25 protein-coding genes are annotated in these 24,937 nt (G+C 65.0%); 7 read left to right on the forward strand and 18 right to left on the reverse strand.

The window, feature by feature from the left end; all coding sequences use genetic code 11:
- Positions 1-102: 102 nt before the first annotated feature.
- Positions 103-588, forward strand: coding sequence for a 50S ribosomal protein L19 (gene rplS / locus BLU32_RS17295; protein ID WP_093809000.1), 486 nt, complete (start codon positions 103-105; stop codon positions 586-588).
- A gap of 121 nt (positions 589-709) precedes the next feature.
- Here rplS and BLU32_RS17300 read toward each other — a convergent pair whose 3' ends face one another.
- Both BLU32_RS17300 and ftsE read right to left on the reverse strand, forming a co-directional pair.
- Complete coding sequence (locus tag BLU32_RS17300; RefSeq protein ID WP_208976915.1) at positions 710-1,795, reverse strand: ABC transporter permease; 1,086 nt, start codon at positions 1,793-1,795, stop codon at positions 710-712.
- Positions 1,788-2,447: a cell division ATP-binding protein FtsE gene (gene ftsE / locus BLU32_RS17305; RefSeq protein ID WP_029058027.1), complete on the reverse strand. Its 660-nt coding sequence runs from the start codon at positions 2,445-2,447 to the stop codon at positions 1,788-1,790. The genes BLU32_RS17300 and ftsE overlap by 8 nt, the downstream gene beginning before the upstream one ends.
- A gap of 218 nt (positions 2,448-2,665) precedes the next feature.
- Here ftsE and BLU32_RS17310 point away from each other — a divergent pair, with 218 nt between their 5' ends.
- Genes BLU32_RS17310 through BLU32_RS17320 form a run of 3 tightly spaced genes read left to right on the forward strand, consistent with a single transcriptional unit; the run spans position 2,666 to position 4,665 of the window.
- On the forward strand, positions 2,666-3,697 hold the full coding sequence (locus BLU32_RS17310) for a zinc-ribbon domain-containing protein (protein ID WP_093809002.1): 1,032 nt from the start codon (positions 2,666-2,668) through the stop codon (positions 3,695-3,697).
- The gene (gene hpt / locus BLU32_RS17315; protein WP_093809004.1) at positions 3,694-4,248 is read left to right on the forward strand and encodes a hypoxanthine phosphoribosyltransferase; all 555 of its coding nucleotides are present in this window, start codon (positions 3,694-3,696) and stop codon (positions 4,246-4,248) included. The genes BLU32_RS17310 and hpt overlap by 4 nt, the downstream gene beginning before the upstream one ends.
- A 15-nt stretch (positions 4,249-4,263) precedes the next feature.
- Entirely contained in the window at positions 4,264-4,665 is a 402-nt protein-coding gene (locus BLU32_RS17320; protein WP_093809006.1) for a response regulator, read from the forward strand.
- Between the two features lie 90 nt (positions 4,666-4,755).
- Here the strand turns inward: BLU32_RS17320 and BLU32_RS17325 are convergent, their stop codons facing one another.
- From BLU32_RS17325 to argH, 4 genes are all read right to left on the reverse strand, one after another.
- Positions 4,756-7,344, reverse strand: coding sequence for a TIGR02302 family protein (locus tag BLU32_RS17325; RefSeq protein WP_093809008.1), 2,589 nt, complete (start codon positions 7,342-7,344; stop codon positions 4,756-4,758).
- Between the two features lie 79 nt (positions 7,345-7,423).
- Positions 7,424-8,698 (reverse strand): diaminopimelate decarboxylase, encoded by a 1,275-nt coding sequence (lysA, locus tag BLU32_RS17330; protein WP_093809010.1) that lies wholly within the window; start codon positions 8,696-8,698, stop codon positions 7,424-7,426.
- 143 nt (positions 8,699-8,841) lie between these two features.
- Positions 8,842-9,054, reverse strand: a complete 213-nt coding sequence (locus BLU32_RS21870; protein WP_157727725.1) for a lipoprotein — start codon at positions 9,052-9,054, stop codon at positions 8,842-8,844.
- Between the two features lie 136 nt (positions 9,055-9,190).
- A complete protein-coding gene (gene argH, locus BLU32_RS17335) occupies positions 9,191-10,594 on the reverse strand; it encodes an argininosuccinate lyase (RefSeq protein ID WP_093809012.1) in 1,404 nt (467 codons plus the stop codon).
- 43 nt (positions 10,595-10,637) lie between these two features.
- On the opposite strand from argH, the gene BLU32_RS17340 reads away from it, so the two are divergent.
- A complete protein-coding gene (locus BLU32_RS17340) occupies positions 10,638-11,300 on the forward strand; it encodes a TlpA disulfide reductase family protein (protein WP_093809014.1) in 663 nt (220 codons plus the stop codon).
- 7 nt (positions 11,301-11,307) lie between these two features.
- Here BLU32_RS17340 and BLU32_RS17345 read toward each other — a convergent pair whose 3' ends face one another.
- The 10 genes from BLU32_RS17345 to BLU32_RS17390 form a co-directional block, all read right to left on the reverse strand.
- The gene (locus BLU32_RS17345) at positions 11,308-11,508 is read right to left on the reverse strand and encodes a hypothetical protein (RefSeq protein ID WP_093809016.1); all 201 of its coding nucleotides are present in this window, start codon (positions 11,506-11,508) and stop codon (positions 11,308-11,310) included.
- A 72-nt stretch (positions 11,509-11,580) separates the two neighbouring features.
- Complete coding sequence (locus BLU32_RS17350) at positions 11,581-13,089, reverse strand: class I adenylate-forming enzyme family protein (protein ID WP_093809018.1); 1,509 nt, start codon at positions 13,087-13,089, stop codon at positions 11,581-11,583.
- 28 nt (positions 13,090-13,117) lie between these two features.
- Positions 13,118-13,999 carry a 3-hydroxybutyryl-CoA dehydrogenase gene (locus BLU32_RS17355; RefSeq protein WP_093809020.1) on the reverse strand — a complete coding sequence of 294 codons (882 nt, stop codon included), beginning with the start codon at positions 13,997-13,999 and terminating at the stop codon, positions 13,118-13,120.
- 237 nt (positions 14,000-14,236) lie between these two features.
- A complete protein-coding gene (locus BLU32_RS17360) occupies positions 14,237-15,178 on the reverse strand; it encodes an electron transfer flavoprotein subunit alpha/FixB family protein (RefSeq protein ID WP_093809022.1) in 942 nt (313 codons plus the stop codon).
- Positions 15,179-15,204: 26 nt separating this feature from the next.
- Positions 15,205-15,954, reverse strand: a complete 750-nt coding sequence (locus tag BLU32_RS17365; protein WP_093809024.1) for an electron transfer flavoprotein subunit beta/FixA family protein — start codon at positions 15,952-15,954, stop codon at positions 15,205-15,207.
- A gap of 211 nt (positions 15,955-16,165) precedes the next feature.
- Positions 16,166-16,858, reverse strand: coding sequence for a rhomboid family intramembrane serine protease (locus tag BLU32_RS17370; protein WP_093809026.1), 693 nt, complete (start codon positions 16,856-16,858; stop codon positions 16,166-16,168).
- 26 nt (positions 16,859-16,884) lie between these two features.
- Positions 16,885-17,460, reverse strand: a complete 576-nt coding sequence (locus BLU32_RS17375; RefSeq protein ID WP_093809028.1) for a cob(I)yrinic acid a,c-diamide adenosyltransferase — start codon at positions 17,458-17,460, stop codon at positions 16,885-16,887.
- Positions 17,461-17,502: 42 nt separating this feature from the next.
- A complete protein-coding gene (locus tag BLU32_RS17380; RefSeq protein WP_093809030.1) occupies positions 17,503-17,700 on the reverse strand; it encodes a twin transmembrane helix small protein in 198 nt (65 codons plus the stop codon).
- Positions 17,701-17,744: 44 nt separating this feature from the next.
- Positions 17,745-18,623: an SDR family oxidoreductase gene (locus BLU32_RS17385; RefSeq protein WP_093809032.1), complete on the reverse strand. Its 879-nt coding sequence runs from the start codon at positions 18,621-18,623 to the stop codon at positions 17,745-17,747.
- A gap of 27 nt (positions 18,624-18,650) precedes the next feature.
- A complete protein-coding gene (locus BLU32_RS17390; protein ID WP_093809034.1) occupies positions 18,651-19,889 on the reverse strand; it encodes a ubiquinone biosynthesis hydroxylase in 1,239 nt (412 codons plus the stop codon).
- Between the two features lie 221 nt (positions 19,890-20,110).
- On the opposite strand from BLU32_RS17390, the gene tesB reads away from it, so the two are divergent.
- A complete protein-coding gene (tesB, locus tag BLU32_RS17395; protein ID WP_093809036.1) occupies positions 20,111-20,977 on the forward strand; it encodes an acyl-CoA thioesterase II in 867 nt (288 codons plus the stop codon).
- Positions 20,978-20,995: 18 nt separating this feature from the next.
- Here the strand turns inward: tesB and BLU32_RS17400 are convergent, their stop codons facing one another.
- Together BLU32_RS17400 and BLU32_RS17405 are read right to left on the reverse strand one after the other, a co-directional pair.
- Positions 20,996-22,189: a GTP-binding protein gene (locus tag BLU32_RS17400; RefSeq protein ID WP_093809038.1), complete on the reverse strand. Its 1,194-nt coding sequence runs from the start codon at positions 22,187-22,189 to the stop codon at positions 20,996-20,998.
- Positions 22,190-22,320: 131 nt separating this feature from the next.
- Positions 22,321-23,718, reverse strand: a complete 1,398-nt coding sequence (locus BLU32_RS17405) for a D-alanyl-D-alanine carboxypeptidase family protein (protein ID WP_208976917.1) — start codon at positions 23,716-23,718, stop codon at positions 22,321-22,323.
- Positions 23,719-24,072: 354 nt separating this feature from the next.
- Here BLU32_RS17405 and BLU32_RS17415 point away from each other — a divergent pair, with 354 nt between their 5' ends.
- Positions 24,073-24,924 carry an urease accessory protein UreD gene (locus BLU32_RS17415; RefSeq protein WP_093809042.1) on the forward strand — a complete coding sequence of 284 codons (852 nt, stop codon included), beginning with the start codon at positions 24,073-24,075 and terminating at the stop codon, positions 24,922-24,924.
- Positions 24,925-24,937 lie beyond the last annotated feature (13 nt).

Genomic DNA, 24,937 nt, shown 5'->3' on the forward strand with positions numbered 1-24,937 from the left:
GGCCGGACATGGCGTCCGGTTTGGCCAAAACGCGGTGAATTCGCCCCGGCGTCTGGAACGCTTGAGGACGCTCTGACCGAACAAGACCCAAAAGGCAGTGCCATGAACATCATCGAAGAACTCAACGCCGAGGAAATGGCGAAAATCGAAGCCGTACGCACGCTTCCGACCTTCTCCGCGGGCGACACCATCCGTGTCAACGTGCGCGTGACGGAAGGGACCCGCACCCGGACCCAGGCCTATGAGGGCGTGTGCATTGCCCGCTCCGGCGGCGGCATCAACGAGAATTTCACGGTGCGCAAGATTTCCTACGGCGAAGGTGTGGAACGTGTGTTCCCGATCTTCTCGCCGATGCTTGAAGGCGTCGACGTCATTCGTCGTGGCAAGGTGCGTCGTGCCAAGCTCTATTACCTGCGCGGCCGCCGCGGAAAGTCCGCCCGTATTGTCGAGGCGACCAACACCCGTGCCCGTCGCCTGAACGACGAAACCAAGGTGGAACTGGCCGCCGCGAAGTCGGCAAAGGAAGCCGAGCGCGCCGCCGCCCAGGCCGCAGCCAAGGCCGCAGCCGCAGAGAGCGCTTCGGAATAAGCCGCGCGCGCTGCGGCGCAAGCGACATGACGAGATACGAAAAGCGGCCTTCGGGCCGCTTTTTTATTGTCCACGACAACCCGGACGCCTTGCGCATCGCGGCGCGCGTTGATCGCAGCTTTCAGTCGATGCGGCGAAGATGCGCGCGCACGGCCACGCGCGAGGTCGCGGCCGTCAGGACTGTCACAAGGAAAATGATGGCCAGAACGCCGAGATAGCCGGCGGCGCCGACCGAAACGCCCCCGAACAGGACCATCGCCTGTTCCATGGCGGCAAATCCGGTGTTTCCGTCGGCGAACACGCCAAGCACGATGAAGACGGCACTGGCGCTCATACCACCGGCCAATCCCCCCTTCAGCCCGAGCAGCAGAAAATGGCGCTGGAATTCGCGCGCCACGAAACTGTCCTCCGCACCGACGAAATGCAGAACCTCGACCACATCCTTGTTGCCGGCCATGGCCGCGCGCGTGGCAAACACCACCGACAGCACCATCGAGGCGAGCACCAGGGCGAGGATCGCCAGTCCGGCCAGCACCACGGCGTTGGCCATCGATGCGAGCCGACCGGTCCACAGCGAATGGTCGTCGACGCTTGCGCCGCTCACGCCGTCTGAAATGGCGACACGCAAGCCCGTCAGGTCGAACCGTGCCCCGTCTTCGATTTCGACCTGGATGAGCCGTGGAACCGGCAGTGATTCCAGGTCGAGTCCGGTCCCGAGCCACGGTTGCAGCAACTCGCGGGTCTGCGCGTCGGACAGGGCCCGGACGGCGCCCACCCCCTTGCGCGTCTCTGCGATGGAAATCGCCTTTTCGATTTCCCGCAGCATGTCCACTCCCTGGGCCGGGCGGATCTGGATCGTCACCTCGCGCAAGAGATCGTTCGACCATGCATTGGCGGCGTCATGAATGACCGTGACCATGCCGATCGTCAGGCAGGCGAGAAAGCTCATGATGGCGACGACCAGTGTCAGCGCCCGTCCGGCAACAGCCTGTGACGGCACGATGGGCGCCGAAGGGCGCAATTGCGCATCCGGATCCACCTTGCGCTGCTTGGCGGGCTTTCTGGCGGAACGCTTCAGCCGCGGCAGCCTCGGGGGCGCCGCCTTTGCCGGTGCAGCCTTGCGCCCCGCCGGGCGCGCGGCCCGTCCGCCGGGTTCGTCCGGCCGGCCGCCGGCCGCGCTGTCGGGTGTGTTCGGATCATCAGTCATGTATCTGCAACCGTCCGTCGGCCAGTTCCATCCGCCGCGCATGCACCTGATCCATCAGCGCGAGATCATGGGTGGCGATCACCACCGAGGTTCCGAGCCGGTTAAGCTCGATGAACAACCGCAACAGCCGCCGGGCCAACGGAGGGTCGACATTGCCCGTGGGTTCGTCGGCAAGCAGCAGCTCCGGGCGGGTGATCAGGGCACGCGCGATGGCCGCGCGCTGCTTTTCGCCGCCCGACAGCACCGGCGGCAGCACATGCATGCGCTCGCCAAGCCCCACCCATTTCAGGAGTTCGACAACATCCGAGCGATACTGACCCTCCTCCTGTCCGGCAACCCTGAGGGGCAGTGCGACATTTTCATAGGTTGTCAGATGCTGCAGCAGACGGAAATCCTGAAAAACGATGCCGATCCGCCGGCGCAAGGCCGGGATCTGGCTTTTCTGAAGCGCCGAGGTGTCCTTGCCAAACGCACGAACCAGGCCGCGCGTCGGGGTAAGCGACAGGAACAGAAGACGCATGAGACTGGTCTTGCCCGCGCCAGAGGGGCCGGTCAGGAACTGAAAGGACTGCGGCTTTATCTCGAAGGTCAGGTCACGCAGAACCTCCGGCCCCATGCCGTAGCGCAGCCCAACATTTTCGAATCGGATCACGACATCCTCGTTTTCGCTTGATTGTGACGACCCTAGCCGTTGCTCATTAACGCTTCATTAACGATATGGGGGCGTGATGGACATTCGGCGAGCCTTGCACCGGACGCAATGCGCTCGGCGTTTGCCTGATGTTTACGCTCCGCAGGTGAGACTGCGTCGGATCGGCCGTGAATGAACGCGGCCCAACCGATCGGTCAAGACGAGGCTTCTTCCGCAAAATGAAGATCACCTGCCCGGACTGTTCGACGTCCTACGAGGTCAGCGCAGTCGCGCTTGGACCGGGCGGTCGAAGCGTAAAATGCGCGCGTTGCGGCACCCGTTGGCATGCCGATGGCGAAGACGCGGACGCGATGGCATTCGCGACGGACCTTGCGGCAGAGGCAGCCCCGCAGGCAGACTCGGAGACCGTCGACCAAGACAGCTTGGCAAACGAAGACACGGGCATGGATGGAGATCCGGCCGACGACTGGGCCGCCGCCCTTGCCGGTGAAGAAGAACAGTCCGATGGTGACGCCCCGTCTCCGGCCGAAACCGACAACGAAGTGGCAGACGACGAAGCAACGGACGATCCCGCAAGCGCATTCACGGACCCGTTCGACGATGACGAACTGGAGGAAGCGGACACCTTTGCCGAACCTGTTCCCGTCGCGAGCATCGACGGCGATGCCTCCTCGCCCGCTGCACAACCGGTCGACATCGAGACCCTGGCAAAGAAGCCGAAAATCCAGGTGAAGACCAAACCGCCCGAACCCGTCATACGACGGGTCGCCGGCGCCATCCGTCAGCGCGCGCGGCGCGTGAAGCCCCGGCGTGTCGTCGGCGCATTGTTCTTTCTCGGCGCACTCGCGATCTGCGCACTCGCGGTCGGCCTGCGCAACCCGATCGTGGCGCGCATGCCCGATCTTGCGGGGCTGTTTTCGCTTGCCGGCCTCGACGTCAATCTTCGCGGGCTGGAATTCAGGGATCTGCGAACCTTTCGCGAGTTGGAGAACGGAACGATCGTTCTCGTCATCGAGGGCACGATCGAGAACGTCGAACGCAAGCCGGCCTTCGTTCCGGCAGTGCGTTTCGCATTGCGCAGCGAGGATGCCCAGGAAATATATGCCTGGGTGATGGAACCCCGCCTGCGCCGCCTCGACGCCGGAACCACCACCCGGTTTCGCACCCGTCTGTCCTCTCCCCCGGAGCTGGCTGCGGATATTCAGGTACGCTTCGTCGAGCGCGGACAACAACAGGCCAGACTTCAATGACTGACACCCCCGACATCCGCACACTCTACGACACCGACGAGATCGCGGCGCGGGTCGATGCGATCGCGCGGGAAATCGCCACCGCGCGCCCGACGGGTCTGCTGGTCGTGGCCATTCTCAAAGGCAGTTTCATGTTTGCCGCCGACCTTGTGCGCGCAATGCACAAGGCAGGACTTCAACCGGAGATGGAGTTCATTCATCTGTCGAGTTACGGGGCGGGGACAGAGTCAAGGGAAATTCGCATCTTGCGCGATGTGGAGAGCGATGTGGCCGGCCGGGATGTGATTCTCGTGGATGACATACTGGAAAGTGGTCGCACCCTCTCGTTCGCACGAGACCGACTCACCGAGCGCGGAGCAAGATCCGTGCACATCGTCGCATTGCTCGATAAACCGATGCGCCGCAAATCCGCCATTTCTGCGGATTATGTCGGATTCGAGTGTCCGGATCGATTCGTTGTCGGCTACGGGATGGACATGGGCCACAAATGGCGCCAGCTCCCGTACATCGGCTATGTGGTTCAGGACGATGCGGCAACCGCGAATGATTGAGAATGGGAGAGGGACATGGCCCATATTCTAGTTGCCGAGGATGACGAAGCCGTTCGCAGCTTCGTCAAGCGGGCACTCGAGCTCGACGGCCATTCGGTGGTTGCCGAGGAAGACGGCGCCGCTGCGGCCGAGACGCTGGCGCGTGACAAGGGCGGGTTCGATCTGATCCTGTCGGATATCAAGATGCCGGTCATGGACGGGATTGCCTTTGCACTGATCGCCGCACGCGACCATCCCGAGGTTCCCATTCTGCTGATGACGGGGTTTGCGGATCAGCGCGAGCGCGCGAACGGACTGGATGCCCTGATCCACGACGTGGTGACCAAGCCGTTCTCGCTTGCCGACATCCGCAAGGCCGTGGTCGATGCGCTCAACGGCGTGTCGCGTGACGACACCGTTCTGCGCCGCTACGCCTGACCGACAGCGTTCGCCGCGATCGGTGAAGAGCGGAGCAGGATCGCCTTGGCCCTTTCGGGTAGCTCGATCCTGCCGATCGGGAACGTGCGATCAGTACCGGCGCAAGAGCCGCTCCAGATAATCGAGTTCCAGCATCGGCCGGCCCGGATCGGAAAAGCGCTTGCGCAATTCTTCCAGGATGCGCCTTGCGCGCTGAACGTCGATTTCATCGGGAACCCGCACCCGGTCGCCGAAGTCCGGACCCTCCGTCCGGCGCGGACGGCCAAGCGGGTCTTCGTCCTGCGGATTGCCCTGACGGCCGGCCATGCCGGGACCCTGCCCCTGACCCAGCATCTGTTCCGCCAGACCCTGCGCACCCTGACGCAACGCCTCCAGCGCACTGCCCTGTTGCCCGAGCGCCTGTCCGGATTCGCCCTGGCCCAGACTGTCGCGGGCATTGGCCATTTCCTCGCCGGCCCGGCCGAGTTCGCCGTTTTGCGGCATTCCCTGTTCGGCCATCTGGTCGAGAAGCTGCTGCAACTGCCGCCCGAGATCGCCCTGGCCCTGCTGCAACTGCTTCAACGCCTCGGCAAGCTCTTGCGGAGTCATCGCGCCCTGCTGGCCGTTCTCACCGGGGCGCGGCTGGCCCTGTTGGTCGCCGGAGCGGTTTTGCTGCTGTTGCTGATCGAACTGATGGGTCTGATCCATCAGCTCCTGCTGACGCTGGATCATCTCCCCAAGCTCGTTCAGCGCCTCCATCATCTCCTGCGACATGCCGTCCTGCATCATCTGCGGGCGTCCGGCCTGCATGTTCTCCATCATGCGCTGCATCTGCGCCAGAAGCTCACGCGCCGCGTCGCGCGACCCCGTCTTGGCCAGTTCCTCGATGCGCGACAGCATTTCGTCGAGATCCTGCGGGCGCATCGATTGCGCGTTCGGGTCCATCGGCTGCATGGATTGCGGATTCTGCCGCATCTGCTCGGCAAGCGCCTGGAAATATTCGTTCATCGCTTCGCGCAATTCCTGGGTCAGACGCGCGATCTCCTCGTCCGACGCGCCGTCCTCCAGTGCCCGGCGCAACGCCTCCTGTGCGTCGCGCAGGGCCCGCTCGGCAAGCGAAAGATCGCCGTCCTCGATGGTCAGCGCCAGATCCCAGAGCAGGTCGACGACTTCGCGCAGTTCGTCGTCCGAGGTCGCCGCGATCAAACGTGTGCGTGCGAAATCCATACCGAGATATGTCTTCGTGTCGTCGATGAACCGCTCCGGGGCCAGCATCAGCGCATCGAAGGCATCGACGACACGCATCTGCGCATTGGCGTCGAGCGCGAGATCCCGGCGTTGTTCAACAACCGCCCGCGCCAGGGGCTTGGAAAACCGACGCTGCGGCAGCGTAAAGCGATGCGGCGTCGAATAGCCGGCCTGCCCCGCGTGATCGCGCGCGGAGAGGACAAGGTCCACCTTCGAGCCGGCCCACGGATGGCTTGTCAGGTCGCGGATCGTTTCCGCAGCGCCGCTCTTGCGCTCTCCACCGGCGAGCGACAACGGGAATTCAGGCTTTGCAGCGAGCGGACGGGTCTTCTTTTTCCGGTCGAGACCGAGCACCCGCACGGGCCGGACCTCCGCGGAGGCCGACACCAGGCCATGGTCGTCGTCAGCCAGATAGCTGAGTTTCAGCGCCCCGCTGAACTGTTCCTGAGGATCGTCGAGAAGACGGATGGAGGGCGCGGAATCCGGCTCGATGGAGATGCGCCATGCATTGACCAGGTCGCCACCGTTTCGGATCTCCAGATTGGCGGACACCTCAAGCACATGGCGCAGGCTCACGGCGGCGGCTGTTTCCGGGCCAGATTCCATCGATGCGGGACCGCCGGCGCCGACAAGCTGCACGTCAAGGTCGGATACCCCTTGCGCCCGGACGATCAGCTCGCTGCCCTCCGGCACGCTGACAGGCTGGTCGGTGTCGCGAAGGTCGGCGGACGCCCCCGTGAGAAAGACGGGCGCGCGGCCGGTGTAGACCGGAGGCGTTATCCAGGCATCGATCCGCAAGGGGGCCGCCGACACGGCGTCCGCCGATGACGCGAACGGCACCAACCGCTGCCAATGCAGGCCGGCTGCGGTGAAGAACCCCACGACAAGAAGCATCGCCGCCAGCGCACGAAGCGCGTACGGATCCTTGCGAAAGGCCTCTGGGCGGGGACCTCCGGCCTTCAGACCGGCAAGGGCTTCCCGGGCGCGGCGCTGGTGCAAGGCCCACAACGCACGTGTCTGCGGCGTGTCCCCGACGTCAAACAACCGGTCATCCAACGTCGCGAGCGGGCGATGGGAAAACCCTGAAACGCGTTCGATGCGCGCCAGCGCGTCCGCACGCGACGGCCATCGCACGGAAAGAAGCGGCCGGGCCAGCCAGAGCACTGCACCCAGAAAGCCGACGGCTGCCGCGATGGAGAGCCAGGCGGGCAAAAGCGTCCAGAGCCCGAGCCAGGACAGCCCCACATAGAGCGCGACCGCGATCACCACGCTTTGCAGCGTGGGCCAGACACGCTCCCACCACAGCGAGGCAGAGGCCTGCACCAACGCGCGCTCCAGCTGCCTCGGGGCATTCCTGACGCCCACGCGGGGGGCGACGTCTTCTGTCAAGTCCGGCGGTAACGCTTCGTTCAAGTGCCCTGCCTCCACGGCCCGTGCAATCTGACCAGACATACCCCCCGAACCCGATCAATCATAAGGGTGGGGCGTTTTGGTCCGCTTGGCAAGGCATGGACGCGGACGAAGCCGCGATTCAGGTGCCGGACAGCCAGTCCGGCATCACGTCCGCCGCGAGCATGTCCTCGTAGCTGGGACGCGGACGCACCACCGCGAATCGGTCGCCATTGACCAGAACCTCGGGGATCAGCAGGCGGCTGTTGTAGGTGCTGGCCTGCACCGCTCCATAGGCGCCGGCCGAGAGAACAGCGAGAAGATCACCGGCCTCGACCTGTTCCATCTCCCGATCGTGCGCGAGGTAATCGCCCGTTTCGCATACCGGCCCGACGATGTCGGCGCGCATGCGCGGATGATCTGTCGGCGGACGCACCACCGGCTTGATCGCGTGATAGGCGTCGTAGAGCGTCGGCCGGATCAGGTCGTTCATCGCCGCATCGACAATGACGAAGGACTTGGCTGCGCCTTCCTTGACGTAGATAACCTCGGTGACAAGGATCCCGGCATTGCCCGCGATCATCCGGCCGGGTTCAAAAATCACCTTGCAATCAAGATGTTCGACATGCTTGCGCACGACCTGCGCATAGGCATCGGGGTGCGGCGGCGGTTCGTTTGTGTCATGATAGGGAATGCCCAGCCCGCCGCCGAGATCGACATGATCGATGACATGACCGGCACCGCGAAGATCCGCGATCAGCCCGCCGAGGCGCGAGAAAGCAGCATCGAAAGGCTCAAGCTCGGTGATCTGCGAGCCGATGTGCATGTCGATGCCCGACACCTGGATGCCGGGAAGCTCCGCTGCCTGCGCATAGACCGCGCCGGCCCGCCCCCAGGGAATACCGAACTTGTTTTCCGCCTTGCCGGTGGCAATCTTTGCATGGGTGCGCGCGTCGACGTCCGGGTTGATCCGGATCGAGACCCGGGCCGTCTTGCCCTTTTCGCCGGCGACCCGCGAAAGCTGCACAAGTTCAGGTTCGCTTTCCACGTTGAAGCACAAAATGTCTTCGTCCAGCGCCAGCGCCTGTTCCCCTTCCGTCTTGCCCACGCCGGAGAACATGATGCGCTCGGCGGGCACCCCGGCCGCGCGCGCACGGCGCAATTCGCCCTCCGAAACCACATCCATGCCCGCGCCGAGCTGCGCCAGGGTCGTCAGGACGGCCTGGTTGGAATTGGCTTTCATCGCATAGCAGACAAGCGTCGGAATGCCCGCAAACGCGTCCCGGAAAACCTGATAGTGGCGCGTCAGCGTCGCCGTCGAATAGCAATAGAATGGCGTTCCCACCTGGGCCGCGATCTCTTCGAGCGGCACGTCTTCGGCATGAAGCCGGTCATTCACATAATCGAAGTGATGCACGGGTCAGTCCTGCCTGTGGTCTTCGCGCCGTGCCGTTGCCGATTTGCCGCCCGTCGGCCAATGGCCGGTTCTGCGGGCCCGCGCGTGGAGAAAGCTGCTCTTGATCGAAAACGGACGCACGGCGCGAACCGCGAAATGCCCCGTCAGATGATGGAATCGAGCACGAAACGTCTGTCGTCGCGGTCGGACGGCTGGACGTCTTGCGGTTGACCGGCGACGCCAACCGGCATCGCCGGATCGACGCGTGCCGGCGTGTCGAGCGCACCGCGGCGGCCGCATCCGGCCAATGTCAGTGCAAGAACGACTGTTGCCAGCACGCCCCCCTTCACCGAGCCGAAGACCCTACCCCTGCCCATGATCCGCTGCACTCCCGTCTCGCTGCGCGAGGCTCTCGCGCATTCCTGCCTGCGTTTCCTCGCATGCGGCGCGGCGCCCCGCAACCCTTTCGCGTCGCGGGACGGATTGGAGGCCTGGCGAGGTCACCATATGCCGTCAGGAGGGGCGGTTGCGCGCCTCGCGTTCCAGCGTCTTCAGCCAGCGCCGCGCCTGCTTGCGGACATTGGCCGGCGCCGTCCCGCCGTAGCTGGTGCGCGAGCGAACGGACTTGTCGACGGTCAGCACCGAGAAGAGGTCGGCGGTGATGCGCGGCTCGATGGCCTGCAGGTCAGCGAGCGGAAGCTTGTGCAGCGCCACGCCGCGCTCCACGCCGAGCGCGACGATACGCCCCGTGACATGATGCGCGTCGCGGAACGGCATGCCAAGCACCCGGACCAGCCAGTCGGCCAGATCCGTGGCGGTTGAATAGCCCGACCCCGCCGCCTGTTTCATCGCCTTGGTGTTGGGCTGCAGATCGGCGACCATTCCGGTCATCGCCGCAAGCGCCAGCGAAAGACTGGGCAGACCGTCGAAGGCCTGTTCCTTGTCTTCCTGCATGTCCTTGGAATAAGCGAGCGGCAAGCCCTTCATCATGACGAGCAGGGCCGTCAGCGAGCCGTAAATTCGTCCCGTCTTGGCGCGCACGAGTTCGGCCGCGTCCGGGTTTTTCTTTTGCGGCATGATTGAGGAGCCGGTGGAGAACTTGTCGGACAGGGTCACGAAGCCGAACTGCGCGGAGCACCAGATCACGATCTCTTCGGCGAGCCGCGAAAGATGCATCGAGCAGATCGATGCCGCGCCAAGGGATTCGATGATGAAATCGCGGTCGGACACGGCGTCGAGCGAATTCGCCGTGGGCCGATCGAAGCCGAGGCTTTTCGCCGTCATTTCCCGGTCGATCGGGAAGGACGTTCCGGCAAGCGCCGCGGAGCCAAGCGGACATTCGTTCATCCGGGTACGCGCGTCGCGCATGCGGCTGCGGTCGCGGGAGAACATCTCGACATAGGCGAGCAAGTGGTGGCCGAAGGTCACCGGCTGGGCGGATTGCAGGTGGGTGAAACCGGGCATCACGTCGCCGGTATGTTCCAGCGCGCGCTCCGAAAGCCCCTGGATCAGGGCGGTCAGCTGGTCGTCGAGCGTGTCCAGCGTATCGCGCACCCACATGCGGAAATCGGTCGCCACCTGGTCGTTGCGCGAGCGCGCCGTGTGCAGCCGCCCGGCCGTCGGCCCGATCAGTTCGGCCAGCCGCGCCTCGATGTTCATGTGAATGTCTTCCAGCGATCGCTGGAAGGTGAAATCACCGGACTCGATTTCTGACCGGATCGTGTCTAGACCGTGAGCGATCTTCTCAGCATCGTCTGCGGCGACAATTTCTCGCGCCGCCAGCATGCGGACATGAGCCTTCGAACCCTCTATATCCTGGGAGTAGAGCTTGCGATCGTAATCGATGGAGGCGTTGATCTCCTCCATGATGGCGTCAGGGCCTTCCGCAAACCGGCCTCCCCACATGCGATTGCTCATGAACTTGCCCTTCTGGCGCCCTTGACGGACGGATAATGGATAGATGACCAACGGACCTAAGACCCGGCGAACCCGCCCGATCGTCTTCGCTGCTCTTGCAGCTCTCGTTCTTCTGGCAGGACTGGCGGCGGTATACGTGATCGGCGGACCAGATGGCAACCAACAGCAGACGGCGAGTTGCACCGGCGCCCTGCAGGTGGCCGAGACCATCGCCGCGAAAGCGACCGGCGAAGTCGCCGCCTTCCTGCCGGCCAGAAAGCCGCTTTCGCTTGCAGACCTCGCATTCAAGGACGACAGCGGAGCCGACCGCACCGTCGCCGACTTCGCCGGTCGCACGATCCTGCTGAACCTGTGGGCTACCTGGTGTGCGCCCTGCCGAAAGGAAATGCCGGCGCTCGACGCACTTCAGACCGACCTCGGAAGCCCGGATTTCGAGGTTGTCACGGTCAGTGTCGACCGCGGCTCGGACGAAAAGCCGAAAGCCTTCCTGAAGGACATCGGCGTCTCGCGGCTGGCGTTTTATGCCGATCCGACGATGGAGATCTTCCAGACGGCCCGGTCGCGCGGGCGGGCGCCCGGCTTGCCCTCCACCATGCTGATCGATGAAACGGGGTGCGAGATCGGCACGCTGATGGGGCCGGCCGAATGGGCAAGCGAGGACGCAAAGGCGCTCATCCGGGCAGCCCTTGGCGAAAGCGGAAACTGAAAAGAGATCAGACGGAGACGTCGACCCGTCCACCCATGCCGCCGGCGGGCGGCGCCTTGGCGGCGGCGGTGGCCATCTCGGCGTTTTGTTCCAGCACGGCGACAAGCCCTGCTTCCGCGCTCGCGTTCTGCTTGAGGAACGTGGCGGCAAGCGAATTCTGGGTCTGGGCCTGGGAGGCGGCAACCATGGCGCCGGCAACACTGGACATGCAATTCTCCTGATATCTGCCCGCATGTCGTAACCCGACAGGCGTTAAGCCCGGGTTAAGGCTGTTTTGGCATCACGCCAGCGGTCGGGCGCCCGACCTCAGGTCCTTGCGCCTCAGTTTGCCCGACGGCGTACGCGGCAGCGTCTCGACGAACCGATAGGCCTTCGGGCGCTTGTATTCCGCCAGATGCCCGGCTGCGTGCTCTGCAAGCGCCGTCTCGTCGGCATGCGCCCCCTCGCTCAGGATGACAAAGGCGGTGATCAGGCTGACGCCGGGTGCTGCCTCCACATCGGTGACGGCCACGTCCTGAACGTCCGGATGCGTGAGCAGGGCGTGTTCGACTTCCTGGGGCGCGACCCGGTAGCCGAAGGCGTTCATCACGTCGTCGGTTCGTCCGCCGTACCAGACGTAGCCCTCGCCGTCGATCGACGCCCGGTCGCCGGTTAGGAACCAGTCCCCGCGAAACGCCGCCGCCGTGTCCTCCGGGCGCTCCCAGTAGCGCAGCATCAGGCCCGGATCACCCCGATGAACACCCAGAAGGCCGGTTTCTCCGGCTGGCAGGGGTGTCGCGTCGGCGCTGTCGGGGCCGAGGATCGCGATCCGTCGCCCCGGCTGCGCGCGTCCCGGACTGCCCGGGCGCGTCGGCGTCTCCGGGCCGCTGGAGACATAGGTCGAGATCTCGCTCATGCCGAGCGCCTCATAGAGCGGCCGCGCGGTCGCATCGCACCAGGCGGCATGCAGCGCGGGCGCGAGCGCCTCGCCCGCCGTCAGGCCGTGACGCAGGGACGGAAAGCGACCCGGATGCACATCCCCATATTTCAGGATACGCCGGTACAGGCTCGGCACGGCGGCGAACAGCGTCGCCCCACTTGCCTCGAGCAACTCCGGCCAGATCTCCGGATCGCGCGGGCCGTCATAGACCAGGCTCGTCGCGCCATTGGCCCAGGGATCCATCAGCCCGACGCCGAGCGTGTAGGTCCAGTTGAAGGCGCCCGCATGCAGCAAGCGGTCGTCGGGACCGATGCCGTACCAGCCGCGTGCCATGGGCGCGCGTCCGCGCGCCGAGCGCTGTGCATGCAACACGCCTTTTGGCCGCCCGCTCGTACCCGACGTGTAGACCAGAAAGGCCGGCGCATCGTCGTCGAGATCGAAAAACGGCGCCGGTGCGGCGCGCTTGAGCGCCGCGAGCTCGTCCGGTCCCAGCAAGCGTGCCGCACCCGGGTCGGAGGGCAGCGTCGTATGGCCGTCGTGCAGGATCACCGCGGCGCCGCTGTCGGCAACCAGCACGTCGCATTCCTCGGCGGTCAGCATCGCGGAGGTCGGGACCGGCACGAGGCCGGCGCCGATCGCCCCGAAGAACATCAGCGGAAAGTCACTGGAATGGCCGAGCCGCAGCAGCACCCGCGCACCCGGGGCAAGGTCCTTTTCGCGCAGACCGGCAGCGACGCAATGGATGGCATCGCTCAGCGCGCCATAGCTCCAGCGCTCCCGAACGACCGCCCCGGGACCGAGCACAAGAAGCGCCGCGCGGTCTGGATCCGGATTGGCCTGCGTCAGGCAATACTGCGCGAGGTTGGTCATGACGGATGCGGGCTGCGTCCGGTTCGCGTCAGCGCGTCGGGACCGGCGTTTCGCCGCGATAGTCGTAGAAGCCACGCTGTGTCTTGCGGCCGAGCCATCCGGCTTCGACGTATTTCACCAGGAGCGGACACGGACGGTACTTGCTGTCGGCCAGGCCCTCGTAGAGCACCTGCATGATCGACAGGCAGGTGTCGAGGCCGATGAAGTCGGCAAGCTGCAGCGGGCCCATCGGATGGTTGGCACCAAGCTTCATCGCCGTGTCGATCGCCTCCACCGACCCGACGCCCTCGTAAAGCGTGTAGATCGCCTCGTTGATCATCGGCAGCAGGATGCGATTGACCATGAAGGCGGGGAAATCCTCGGCGACGGCCGTGGTCTTGCCAAGCTTCTTGGTGAAGACCTTGGACGCCTCGAAGGTCTCGTCCTCGGTCGCGATGCCGCGCACCAGCTCCACAAGTTCCATCTTCGGAACCGGGTTCATGAAGTGAATGCCGATGAAACGTTCGGGGCGGTCCGTGGTCGCGGCCAGCCGGGTGATGGAGATCGACGAGGTGTTGGTGGCGAGGATCGCCTCGGGCTTCAGCAACGGGCAGAGCTGGGCGAAGATCTTGCGCTTGATCTGTTCGTTTTCGACGGCGGATTCAATCACCAGATCGACATCGGCGAGTTCATCCATGCTTTCGGCAGGTTTCAGCCGGTCAAGCGCTGCCGTGCGCTGATCTTCGGTGATCTGGCCCTTGGAGACCTGGCGCGCCATATTGCCGTTGATCGATGCAAGCCCCGACTGGACCCGGTCGACGGAAATGTCGTTGAGCCACACATCGAACCCGGCGACTGCGCAGACATGCGCGATCCCGTTGCCCATCTGGCCCGCGCCGATCACACCGACCTTCTTGATCTCGACCACCATTTTTCGTTCCGATTTGGGTTCAGCGCGTTTGGTCGCGCTCTTGGAAAACTGAGGGGCTATTCATCGCAACTTCCCGCCCTGACCGCAAGAACCCCCCTCCCTTTTTCGCACACGACACGGGCAGCTTTCGCCCCCTGGAAGCCCCGCCCGTCCTGCGGCTCAACAAAAAGAGCCCGCCGGACGGGCGGGCTCTCACTTTTCTCACGACCGACCGTCGACTTTGGCCGAACGGGACACTCAGCTCTTGGCGGCTTCCACGGCGGCCTTGAACTCCGGCAGCGCCTCGAACAGATCGGCGACCAGACCGTAGTCGGCCACCTGGAAGATCGGGGCTTCCTCGTCCTTGTTGATCGCCACGATCACCTTGGAATCCTTCATGCCCGCCAGATGCTGGATGGCGCCGGAAATGCCGCAGGCGATGTAAAGATCGGGGGCAACGACCTTGCCGGTCTGGCCGACCTGCCAGTCGTTCGGCGCATAACCGGCATCGACGGCGGCGCGCGACGCGCCGACAGCCGCGCCCAGCGCATCGGCAACGGGAAGCATGACCTCCTCGAACTTCTCCTTGGACCCGAGCGCGCGGCCGCCGGAGATGATCACCTTGGCGGAGGCAAGTTCCGGACGGTCGGACTTGGAAAGCTCCTGCCCGACGAAGCTGGAGAGATCCGAGCTTGTCGCGGTAATATCCTCGATCGCCGCCGATCCGCCTTCGTCCGCCGCTGCGAAGCTCGCGGTGCGCACGGTGACAACCTTCTTGGCGTCATTCGACTTCACGGTTTGAAGCGCGTTGCCGGCGTAGATCGGCCGCTCGAACGTCGACCCGTCGATCACGTCAGTGACATCGGACAGTTGCATCACGTCGAGCAGGGCTGCGACGCGCGGCAGGATGTTCTTTCCGTTCGCCGTTGCCGGCGCGACGATCGCGTCGTAATCGCCGGCAAGCGAGAGCACCAGATCGGCCATCGGCTCGGCGAGCTGTTCGGCAAGGCCGTCGCCATCGGCGACGAGCACCTTCGCGGCACCGGAGAGCTTCGCGGCCGCCTCGGCGGCTGCGCGACAATCCTTGCCCGCCACCAGCACATGGACGTCACCGCCCATCGCAACGGCTGCGGTCATCGCCTTGTGCGTGGCTTCGTTGAGGGCGCTGTTGCTGTGCTCGGCAACAAGAAGTGTGGTCATGGTCCTGTTCTCCCTGTCGTGAGCGCTCAGATAACGCCGGCTTCGGATTTGAGTTTCTCGACCAGCTCGGCAACGCTGCCGACCTTGATGCCGGCCTCGCGGGCCGGCGGCTCGGTGGTCTTGAGAATCTCGAGACGCGGGGCGATATCGACGCCGCAGTCGTCCGGGGTCTTCTCCGCGATCGGCTTCTTCTTCGCCTTCATGATGTTGGGAAGCGAGGCATAGCGCGGCTCGTTGAGGCGCAGGTCCGTGGTCACCACGGCGGGCATCGTCAACTTGATCGTCTGCAGGCCGCCATCGACTTCGCGGGTCACGTCGACGGTGCCCTCGCCGAGATCGACATTGGAAGCGAAGGTGCCCTGCGACCAGCCGAGCAGTGCCGCCAGCATCTGCCCCGTCTGGTTGCAGTCGTCATCGATCGCCTGCTTGCCGAGGATGACGAGGCCAGGCGCCTCTTCCTCGACGATGGCCTTCAGGATCTTTGCGACCGCGAGCGGCTCGGTCGTCTGGTCGGTCTTGACCAGGATGCCGCGATCCGCCCCCATGGCAAGTCCCGTTCGCAGGGTCTCCTGCGCCTGTTGCGGACCGACGGAGACGACAATGATCTCGTCCGCCTTGCCGGCCTCGCGCAGGCGGATGGCCTCTTCGACGGCGATCTCGTCGAAAGGGTTCATCGACATCTTGACGTTGGCCAGGTCGACGCCGGACCCGTCCGCCTTCACCCGCACTTTGACGTTGTAGTCAATCACCCGCTTGACGGGGACAAGGATCTTCATGGGGTTTTCAACCTCCCGCTGGTGCGGCTGCCTGCAAGCCGCCGGTCTTGTGCCGAACCCGGGTGCCGTAGGGGCACCTGTATCGGCTGAATTCTGCCATTTGGACTGTCGGGCGGGGACCGTACTGACGCGCCACCGCAGTGTCAACGCTGCGCAGGGCCGCCCGGCCATCGCAATTCCGACGGCTCTGCCTGGCAGCGAAAATTTGCCCCTACAATCCCCGGTCGAAAAGAATCACGCCGGGCCGGCGCATCACGACGATCAGCGCCGCCCCCGCGGCGGCGCCGGCCACATGCGCCCACCAGGCGACATGTTCATCGCCACCCCCGAAGGCCATCATCACCTGAAACCCGATCCACGCCAGCAAGATCCATGCGGCCGGCAGGCGCAGCGGCATCCGCCCGAAGGCCAGCACCCACACATTGACGTTCGGATGCAGCACCAGATAGGCGCCGATCACGCCGGCAACGGCCCCGGACGCGCCGATCAGCGGCGCGATCGAGGCCGGTTCGATGGCGGCATGCGCCAGACCGGCCGCCGCGGCGCACAGCAGATAGAAAACGAAATAGCGGAAATGCCCCAGCGCATCCTCGACGTTGTCGCCGAAGACCCAGAGAAACAGCATGTTTCCGCCCAGATGCATCCAGTCGCCGTGCAGGAAGGCATAGGTGACCAGCGAGGCGCCGTCGGGCAGGATCTCAAGCTCTGGCGCGAGATCGCGGATGTCGAAGAGCACCGCCGGCACCAGTCCGTAGGACAGGCTCGCCGCCTGCGCCATCGGGCCGGAAAGCCCGCCGCCCTGCACAAACACAAAGACCGCCACATTCGCCAGAATCAGACCCCATGTGACATATTGCCGCTGCACGTACCGCAGGGGATTGGTGTCATGCAGCGGAATGAACATCACGTTTCTCCTGGCCGCGCCGGGGGCTAACGGTTCTTGCCGGGCACCCACAAGACGTCTTGCGCGCCCTTGTCGTTCACCCAGCGCGACGCGACGAAAAAGAAATCCGACAGACGGTTCATATACACCATTGCCTGATGGTTGACCGTTTCCTCGGCGGCGAGTGCCGTCATCAGCCGCTCCGCGCGACGCGACACGGTGCGCGCCATGTGCAAATGCGCGGCCGCCGCGGATCCGCCCGGCAACACGAAGGAGCGCAAGGGTTCGAGATCGGCGTTCAGCCGGTCGATCTCGCCTTCGATGGCCGTGACCTGCGCTTCTGTGATGCGCAACGGCGGATAGGCCGGTGCCTCGTCGGTCTCCGGCGTCGCGAGATCCGCGCCGAGATCGAAGAGGTCGTTCTGGACCCGTCCGAGCGCCGCATCGAGCTGGGGGTGCGCTGTGGCCGTCACCTGCCGCACAACCCCGAGCACCGCATTGGTCTCGTCGACGCTTCCATAGGCCTCCACCCGGAGATCGTGCTTGGGCCGGCGCTCACCCGAGGCAAGCGCCGTCGTCCCGGCGTCACCGGTCTTCGTGTAGATCTTGTTGAGGACAACCATGTCCGCTCCCGTGCAGGTTGGATGTTGGCCACTCCGTATCGATCACGGCGTGGACGTTGTCAGATAGAGCAGCGCCATGACAATGACCACGGCCAGGAACTGCAGGCCGACGCGCCAGCGCATCAATGTCTGCGAGCGCGACGACGAGCCACCACGCATCATGTTCCACAATCCCATCAACAACACCACGGCGACCGCTCCCACGGCCACCGGGATGAGCATCCGCAGAACGTCCGTCATCCTGAAATCCTTTTGCCCCGGCGGCTTGTCATTCGGCCGGTCTGTTACTCTTCCGAGCGCGCCGCGCGGGTCAGTACCCGGTCGAGCGCGCGTGTGGGCAGGAGCCGTTTCGCAACGGCCATGGCGACCGTCGGCACGGTGATCCGGTAACGCGCCTTCGGCCGCGCGGCCTCCACCGCATGAACCACGTGTTTCACGACGGCGCGCGCCGGAAGCTTGAACGACGACTTCTCGCCGGCCCGCATGCGCGCGACCCGTTTTTCATAGGCCTCGCGATGCACGGAAACGGCGATACCGTCCTGTCCGATGACCCGCAGGAAATTTTCCAATGCGTTTTCTGTGAAGCGCGTGGCAATCGGCCCCGGCTCGATCAGCGATACATGGATCCCGCTGTCGCGAAGTTCCAGCCGCAAAGTGTCGCTGTAACCCTCCAGCGCGAACTTCGACGCATTGTAGGCGCCGCGATACGGCATTCCGATAAAACCCAGGATCGAGGAGCACTGCACGATGCGTCCCGCGCCCTGTCGGCGCATCGCCGGCAGCACCGCACGCGTGAGCGTATGCCAGCCGAAGAAATTCGCCTCGAACAGATCGCGCAGCGCATCGGACGGCATGTCTTCCAGCGCGCCGGGAATCGCATAGGCGCCATTGTTGAAGAGCGCATCCAGTCGTCCACCGGTGCGCTCGAGCAGCCCGCCTGCGGCGGCCTCGACGCTTGCTGTATCCTCATAGTCGAGAAGGAAGCTCTCGAAGCCGTCGGCCCGCAGCCGATCGACATCGTGCTGACGCCGCGCCGTGGCGAAGACCCGCCAGTCGCGTCCGCGCAGGGTATGCGCCGCGGCGGCGCCGATCCCCGACGAGCAGCCCGTGATCAGGATGATCCGTTGCGGCCGATCCTGTTCGGCTGCCTTTTGTCCAGGCATCGATCCGGTGTTCCTCTCCGTCGCGCCTCAGATCGGTTCCCCGGCCAGCAGGCGTGGAGCCGGCCCTTCCAGCCCTGCCGCCTGACGGATGAAGAACCGTTTCAGGGAGGGCAGTCGGTCGACCAGTCCAAGCCCGATATCCCGTACCGCGCGCACTCCATCCATATCGTTGGAGAACAGGCGGTTCAAGACATCGGTCGTCACGCCCATCTGGAAGGTGTCGAACCGGCGCCAGCGTTCATAGCGCTCCAGCACATCGAGCGCGCCGATATCCTGGCCGAGCCGGCGGGCCTCCACCAGCACTTCCGCAAGTGCGGCAACGTCCTTGAACCCGAGGTTGAGACCCTGCCCGGCAATCGGGTGAATGCCGTGCGCCGCGTCGCCGGCAAGCGCGAACCGCGGCTTCACAAACCCGCGGGCGAGCGTCAGCCCCAGCGGATAGGCGTTGCGCGGGCCGTCGAGATCGATCTTGCCGAGGTGATGGCCGAACCGCCGTTCCAGTTCCAGCTCAAAGGTGAAGTCGTCGCCCTTCACCAGCCGTTCGGCTTCCGCCCGCCGCTCCGACCACACGAGCGAGGAACGGTTGCCGGTCAGCGGAAGGATGGCGAAAGGCCCAGATGGCAGGAAATGCTCTTCCGCCCGGCCATTGTGCGGCCGCTCGTGACGGATGGTGGTGACGATGCCGGACTGGTCATACTCCCATTTCACCGTCTGGATGCCGGCAAGATCGCGCAGCCGCGAGCGCACGCCGTCGGCGGCGACCAGTAGGCGGGCCCGACGCGTCTTGCCCGATCCCAGCGTGATTTCCACATCCGCGTCGCCGACGGAAAAATCGCTCACGCTTTCCGGCGCGATCAGCTCAACGCCCAGGACCTCTGCCCGCTCCGCCAGGGCCGCGACCATCTTTCCGTTCGGCACCATGTGGGCGAAGGGCTCTCCCGGCTCCACTTCGCCGTCGAAGGTCAGGAACACCGGACGCACCGCGTCGCGAAGCTTTGAATCGGTGACGATCATCTCCGTCATGGGCTGCGCGTGCGGCGCGATTTCCTCCCAGACGCCAAGTCGGTCGAGCATGCGACTTGCCGCGGCCGCGATCGCGGAGGCACGCGGGTCTCCGGCCATCGCCTCGCGCGGGCGCAGGTCGACCACGGCCACACCGAGAGAGGGGTCGGCCTGCTTCAATGCAACCCCGAGGGAGAGGCCGACATATCCGCCGCCGCCGACCAGCACGTCGAGCATCGCGTCGGCATCAGGCTTGCGGGTCATGATGGTCGGTCCTCTTCCTGCGGCGCGTCGATGGCGCGCCTCTTCGGTTTGGCGGTGGCCGGACAGCCACCAGGATAACGTAGCGTTGCGGGCGGCCGCGCGACAGGGGCGGCGAGGGTGCCCTTGGGACAGCCTTGACTTTTCCACCCGCCGAATCACACGGTCACGGAAACATCTGTCCCGGACGCCTGCTTCCGACGTCGCGAAAAGGTATTCTCCGAATGCGTTCAGCCGTTGACGATCTCCTCTCGATACTCGATTTGGAGCCGCTGGAACACAATCTCTTCCGCGGCATGAGCCCGCAGGTCGGCTGGCAACGCGTTTTCGGCGGTCAGGTGATCGGCCAGTCGCTGGTCGCTGCCTCGCGAACGGTGCCCGAGGAGCGAGGCGTCCATTCGCTGCACGCCTATTTCCTGCGCCCCGGCGATCCGGCGGTTCCCATCATCTACGAGGTCGACCGCATCCGCGACGGTGGCAGCTTCACCACCCGCCGCGTCGTCGCGATCCAGCACGGGCATGCGATCTTTTCGATGTCCGCCTCCTTCCAGAATCACGAGGACGGGCTGGAGCACCAGGCCACCATGCCGCAGGTCACCGCACCCGAGGATCTTCCGAGCGAAGCGGAATTGAAGGAAAAATTCCTCGCCAATGCCCCCGAGCCGGTGCGCCTCTATTGGGAGCGTGATCGGCCGATCGAGCTTCGGCCCGTCGATCTGACCCATTATTTCAGTCGCAAGAAGCTGACTCCAGCGCAGAATGTCTGGGTACGCGCAAGCGCGACGCTTCCCGACGACCCGCGCATTCATTCCTGCGTGCTGGCCTACGCCTCCGATATGACATTGCTTGACACGGCGCTGTTTGCCCATGGCACCAGCGTATTCGATCCCAAGCTTCAGGTCGCAAGCCTCGACCACGCCATGTGGTTCCATCGACCGTTTCGCGCGGACGAATGGCTGCTTTATTCCGAGGACAGTCCGTCGGCATCGGGCGGGCGCGGCTTTACACGCGGCACGCTTTATTCCCGCGACGGCCAGCTTGTCGCCTCCGTCGCGCAGGAAGGATTGATCCGCATGCGCGGCGAGGACTGACCCGGACGGCCTTGCGGTCTACGAAAAACTGCCGCTGAAACCCGTGATCGCCAGCGGATTGTCCGAAATCGCCTTGGCATCCGGCGTGTCGGTCGCGACACCGCCGGTGAAGGCGTCGAACATGCGCTGAACGAACCCCTCCGGCAAGTCGCGCGTGATGAAGACAAGCCGCGTGCGGTGATCGTCGTCCGGCCATTTGGGCAGGGTGGCCGGCGGATGAAACACATGCTGCACCCCGTGCAGCACCACCGGCCGGTCGGGATCCTCGGCGATCTTCACGATGCCCTTCATGCGCAAGAGCTTCGGCCCATGCGCGGAGCGCAGAAGATCGAGGAACATGTCGAGACCGCCTGCGGAAATCGCGCGGTCGCTGGTCAGCGAGAAGGCGCGAATTCCGTCGCCGTGCCGGTTCACGTCGTGCCCGTGATCGTGGTGGTATCCATCATCATGGTCGTGCGGATGCGCGTGACCGTGATGCGCGTGATCGCTGCCATAGGCTTCCGCATTGAGCCAGCGCGCCACATCGGCTGTCTTGGTCGCCGGGTCGTAGAGCCCCGTTCCGATCAGATGGACCGCGTCCGCCTCTCCGTCGGCGGCGATCAGGACCGGCGCGGCCGGGTTGAGCGCCGCGATGCGTTGCCTCAGCGGCGACGCAGGGTGAAGCGCATTGGCGCCTCCGTCCAGATCCGTCTTGGTCAGGACGATGCGATCGGCAACGGCGATCTGCTTCACCGCCTCTTCCTGTGCCTCGATGGTGCCGAGCCCGTTGACCGCATCGACAAGCGTCACCACGCCGTCGAGCTGGTAGCGCATCACGAGATAGGGATGCTGCATCACCGTATGGAGCACCGGCGCGGGGTCGGCGAGGCCCGTCGTTTCGATCACGACCCGCGACAGCCGCTCCGTCCGTCCGTTGTCGAGGCGGCGCAGCAGGTTTTCAAGCGTGGTGACCAGATCGCCGCGAATGGTGCAGCACAGACATCCCGACGACAGTTCGATGATACCTTCCTCGCCGCCTTCCACGAAAAGATGATCGAGCCCGACCTCGCCGAATTCGTTGATGATCACGGCAGCATCCGACAGGGCGGGATCGCCCAGGAGCCGGTTGAGCAGCGTCGTCTTGCCGGCTCCGAGGAACCCGGTGATCACGGTGAGCGGGATCGGCGGCTTGGGGCCGCGCGCAGGCTTTTGCGAAGACGGTGACTGCGTCACGGGAAACCCTCTGTGGGACTGCACAGCGCGTGGCGCTGCGGGACATGGAATAAGACCGACGTCGGGGCGGCATGCCCGACGCGGCGCGGCCGGTCAATCTTCCGGAATGAACAGGAAATCCGGCGCCGCGCCTAAGGACGCGGGTTTTGCGGCGGGATCGGTGCGATCAGCAGCGGCTCGCCGCGAAAGATCGCTCCCGGCTTTGCGGCTTGTTGTGCTGCGACAGGCGCCGCGACATCCGGCACCGACACAAGTTCTGCGGCGGCGGCCAGAGGCTTTGCGACAGGTTTCGGCGTGCCGGGCACAGGCAAGGGCTTGCCTTCGAGGATACGCGGGGCAACTGCCGCACGCGGGGCTGCCGTGGAAACGGTAACCGCCTCATAGGCCAGCCGGCGCGGCCCGATCACCGCGTCCATGACCTTGGCCCAATCGGTCTTCCCGTCGGCCCGCTTGGGGACGGCAAGCAACTCGACGGATCCGAACGCGGTCGGGGTTGGCGCGGCAACGATGCTGCGGCGAATGCCACCGCCATTGAGATCGCCGCGCGCGAAGGACAGCACGGAGGACGGGCGCGTTTTCTGTCCGAACGCCGCCAGGAGCTCTTCCGCCTTCGGTCGCGAATTGCGTTTGCAATAGCCGTCCGCGGGCGGCTTTGCGGAAACGCCGGCAAGCTGATCGACGGATCGTCCGCCGCGTTCCTTGAAGCCGGCATCGATCAATGCACGCGCCTTGGCCGCGCGCTCCACGCCGGAGGCCGCCCCCAGGATCACCGCCATCACCGTGCGCCCGCCCCGGGTCGCGGACACGACGACATTCAGGCCCGCATTGCAGATATATCCGGTCTTCATTCCGTTGGCGCCTTGCACCCTGAGCAGGAACTCCCGGTTCGCCGAGCGCAACGTCTTCTTGCCCACACGAATGCCGGGAAGGCTGAAATAGGGACGGTACTGCGGAAACTCACGCCACACCGCACGCGCCAGAACGGCGAGATCGCGTGCGGAAGACACCTGACGGTTGTCCGGCAGGCCATGCGGATTGACGAAGCGCGTCGCGCTCATGCCGAGGCGTCGGGCTTCCGCATTCATCTGTGCGATGAAGGCCGGTTCGGACCCGCCGATCGCCTCCGCCACGGCAACCGCGACATCATTCGCGGATTTCACGATCACGATCTTGAGCGCGCTTTCCAGCGAGATCCGCGTTCCCGGCTTGAACCCCATCTTGCTGGGCGGTTCCGCATAGGCATTTGCGCTGATCGTCACGACGGACTGCAGGGTCGCCCGACCCTCGCGGATGGCCTTGAAGGCGAGATAGGCGGTCATCAGCTTGGTGATGGAGGCCGGGTACCATTGACGGCGCGCCTGTTTCTGGTCGAGCACGGCGCCGCTGTCCATGTCGACCACGATCCAGGCGCCGATGTCGGCGCGGGCCACGGGCGCGGGAAGCGCCAGCATCGCAAGCGCAACATACAAAACAAGCCGCCGCGCCGGACGAGCCGGCGTCGAGAGCGCTGCCAGGACTGATCGCAACATACCGTGCCTTCCGTCTTCGATAAGCCCTCGAGCCGATCCTCAGCCGTATCTAACCGAACGCGCGGCGCAAATGCAAAACACGCCTGCGCGCGTGGCACGCGTACACGCCCGAAGTGACCGCAAACAAGGCAATTGAACAAAATTGCGGCATTGGCGAGGCGAATGACGGTCCGGCCTTTGCGACGGAACGGGCGACTCGCCTGCAAAAGCGGGCCCTGCACCCGCCGCTTCCGCTCCGGCAGCAGCAGATTGGCCCCTGTCTTGCTACACGTTACGGAAAATCCGGAACGGATGACAAGGCCACATTGTTTCTCGGTTTCGCAACGACCCAAAATGCGAGCGGACACCCCATCAATGACGATTGACACCGCCTTCTCGGCAAGTGCGAACCCTCTCGGCCTCCAGCGGGTGACGGGACGCGCCCGGGTCCGGTTCGAGAAAGCAGGCGGCACAGTCCGGCTGCGTGATCTCGACCAGAGTGGCTCGGCCAAGGTTCGCATCCCGAAAACCCACGGCGACGCACCCCTGGCCGTTTTTCTCAACACCGCCGGCGGCCTCACCGGGGGCGACAGTCTGGAGTATGAGGCCGGTGTCGGCGAAGACGCCCAGGCCGTGATCACCACGCAGGCGGCGGAGCGCATCTACCGCAGCCAGGACGGCCCGGCGCAGGTGCAAGGCCTGATCCGGGTCGACAGCGGCGGCCTGGTCGAATGGCTGCCGCAGGAAACGATCCTGTTCGACAAGGCGGCTCTGACCCGCGCGCTCGCCGTCGATCTGGAAGGAGACGCCCGCCTGCTTGCGGTGGAAAGCGTCGTGCTGGGCCGCGAGGCAATGGGCGAGGATGTCCACGCCGTGTCTTTTCGCGACCGCTGGCGCATCCGCCGCAACGGACAGCTGGTCTTCGCCGACGAGACGCGCATCAGCGGCGATGCGACCGACATCCTCTCCGGATCGGCGACAGCGGCGGGGGGACGCGCCTTCGCCACGCTCGTCGATTGCCGAAAGGACGCGGAAACCGAGATCGACCGCGCAAGGGACGCGCTCGCCGGCATCCGTCGCGAGGGCCTGAATGCAGGTGTCAGCGCCCGCACCGGCCTGCTGATCTTCCGGCTCGTGGCCGAGAACGGACAAATCCTGCGCGCCGGTCTGATGGCACTGCTGGAAATGTGGCGGGGCGCGCGTTTGCCGCGCACATGGTATTGCTAACCTCAGGGCCACC

The organism is Stappia sp. ES.058 (assembly GCF_900105595.1).
Lineage (GTDB): Bacteria > Pseudomonadota > Alphaproteobacteria > Rhizobiales > Stappiaceae > Stappia.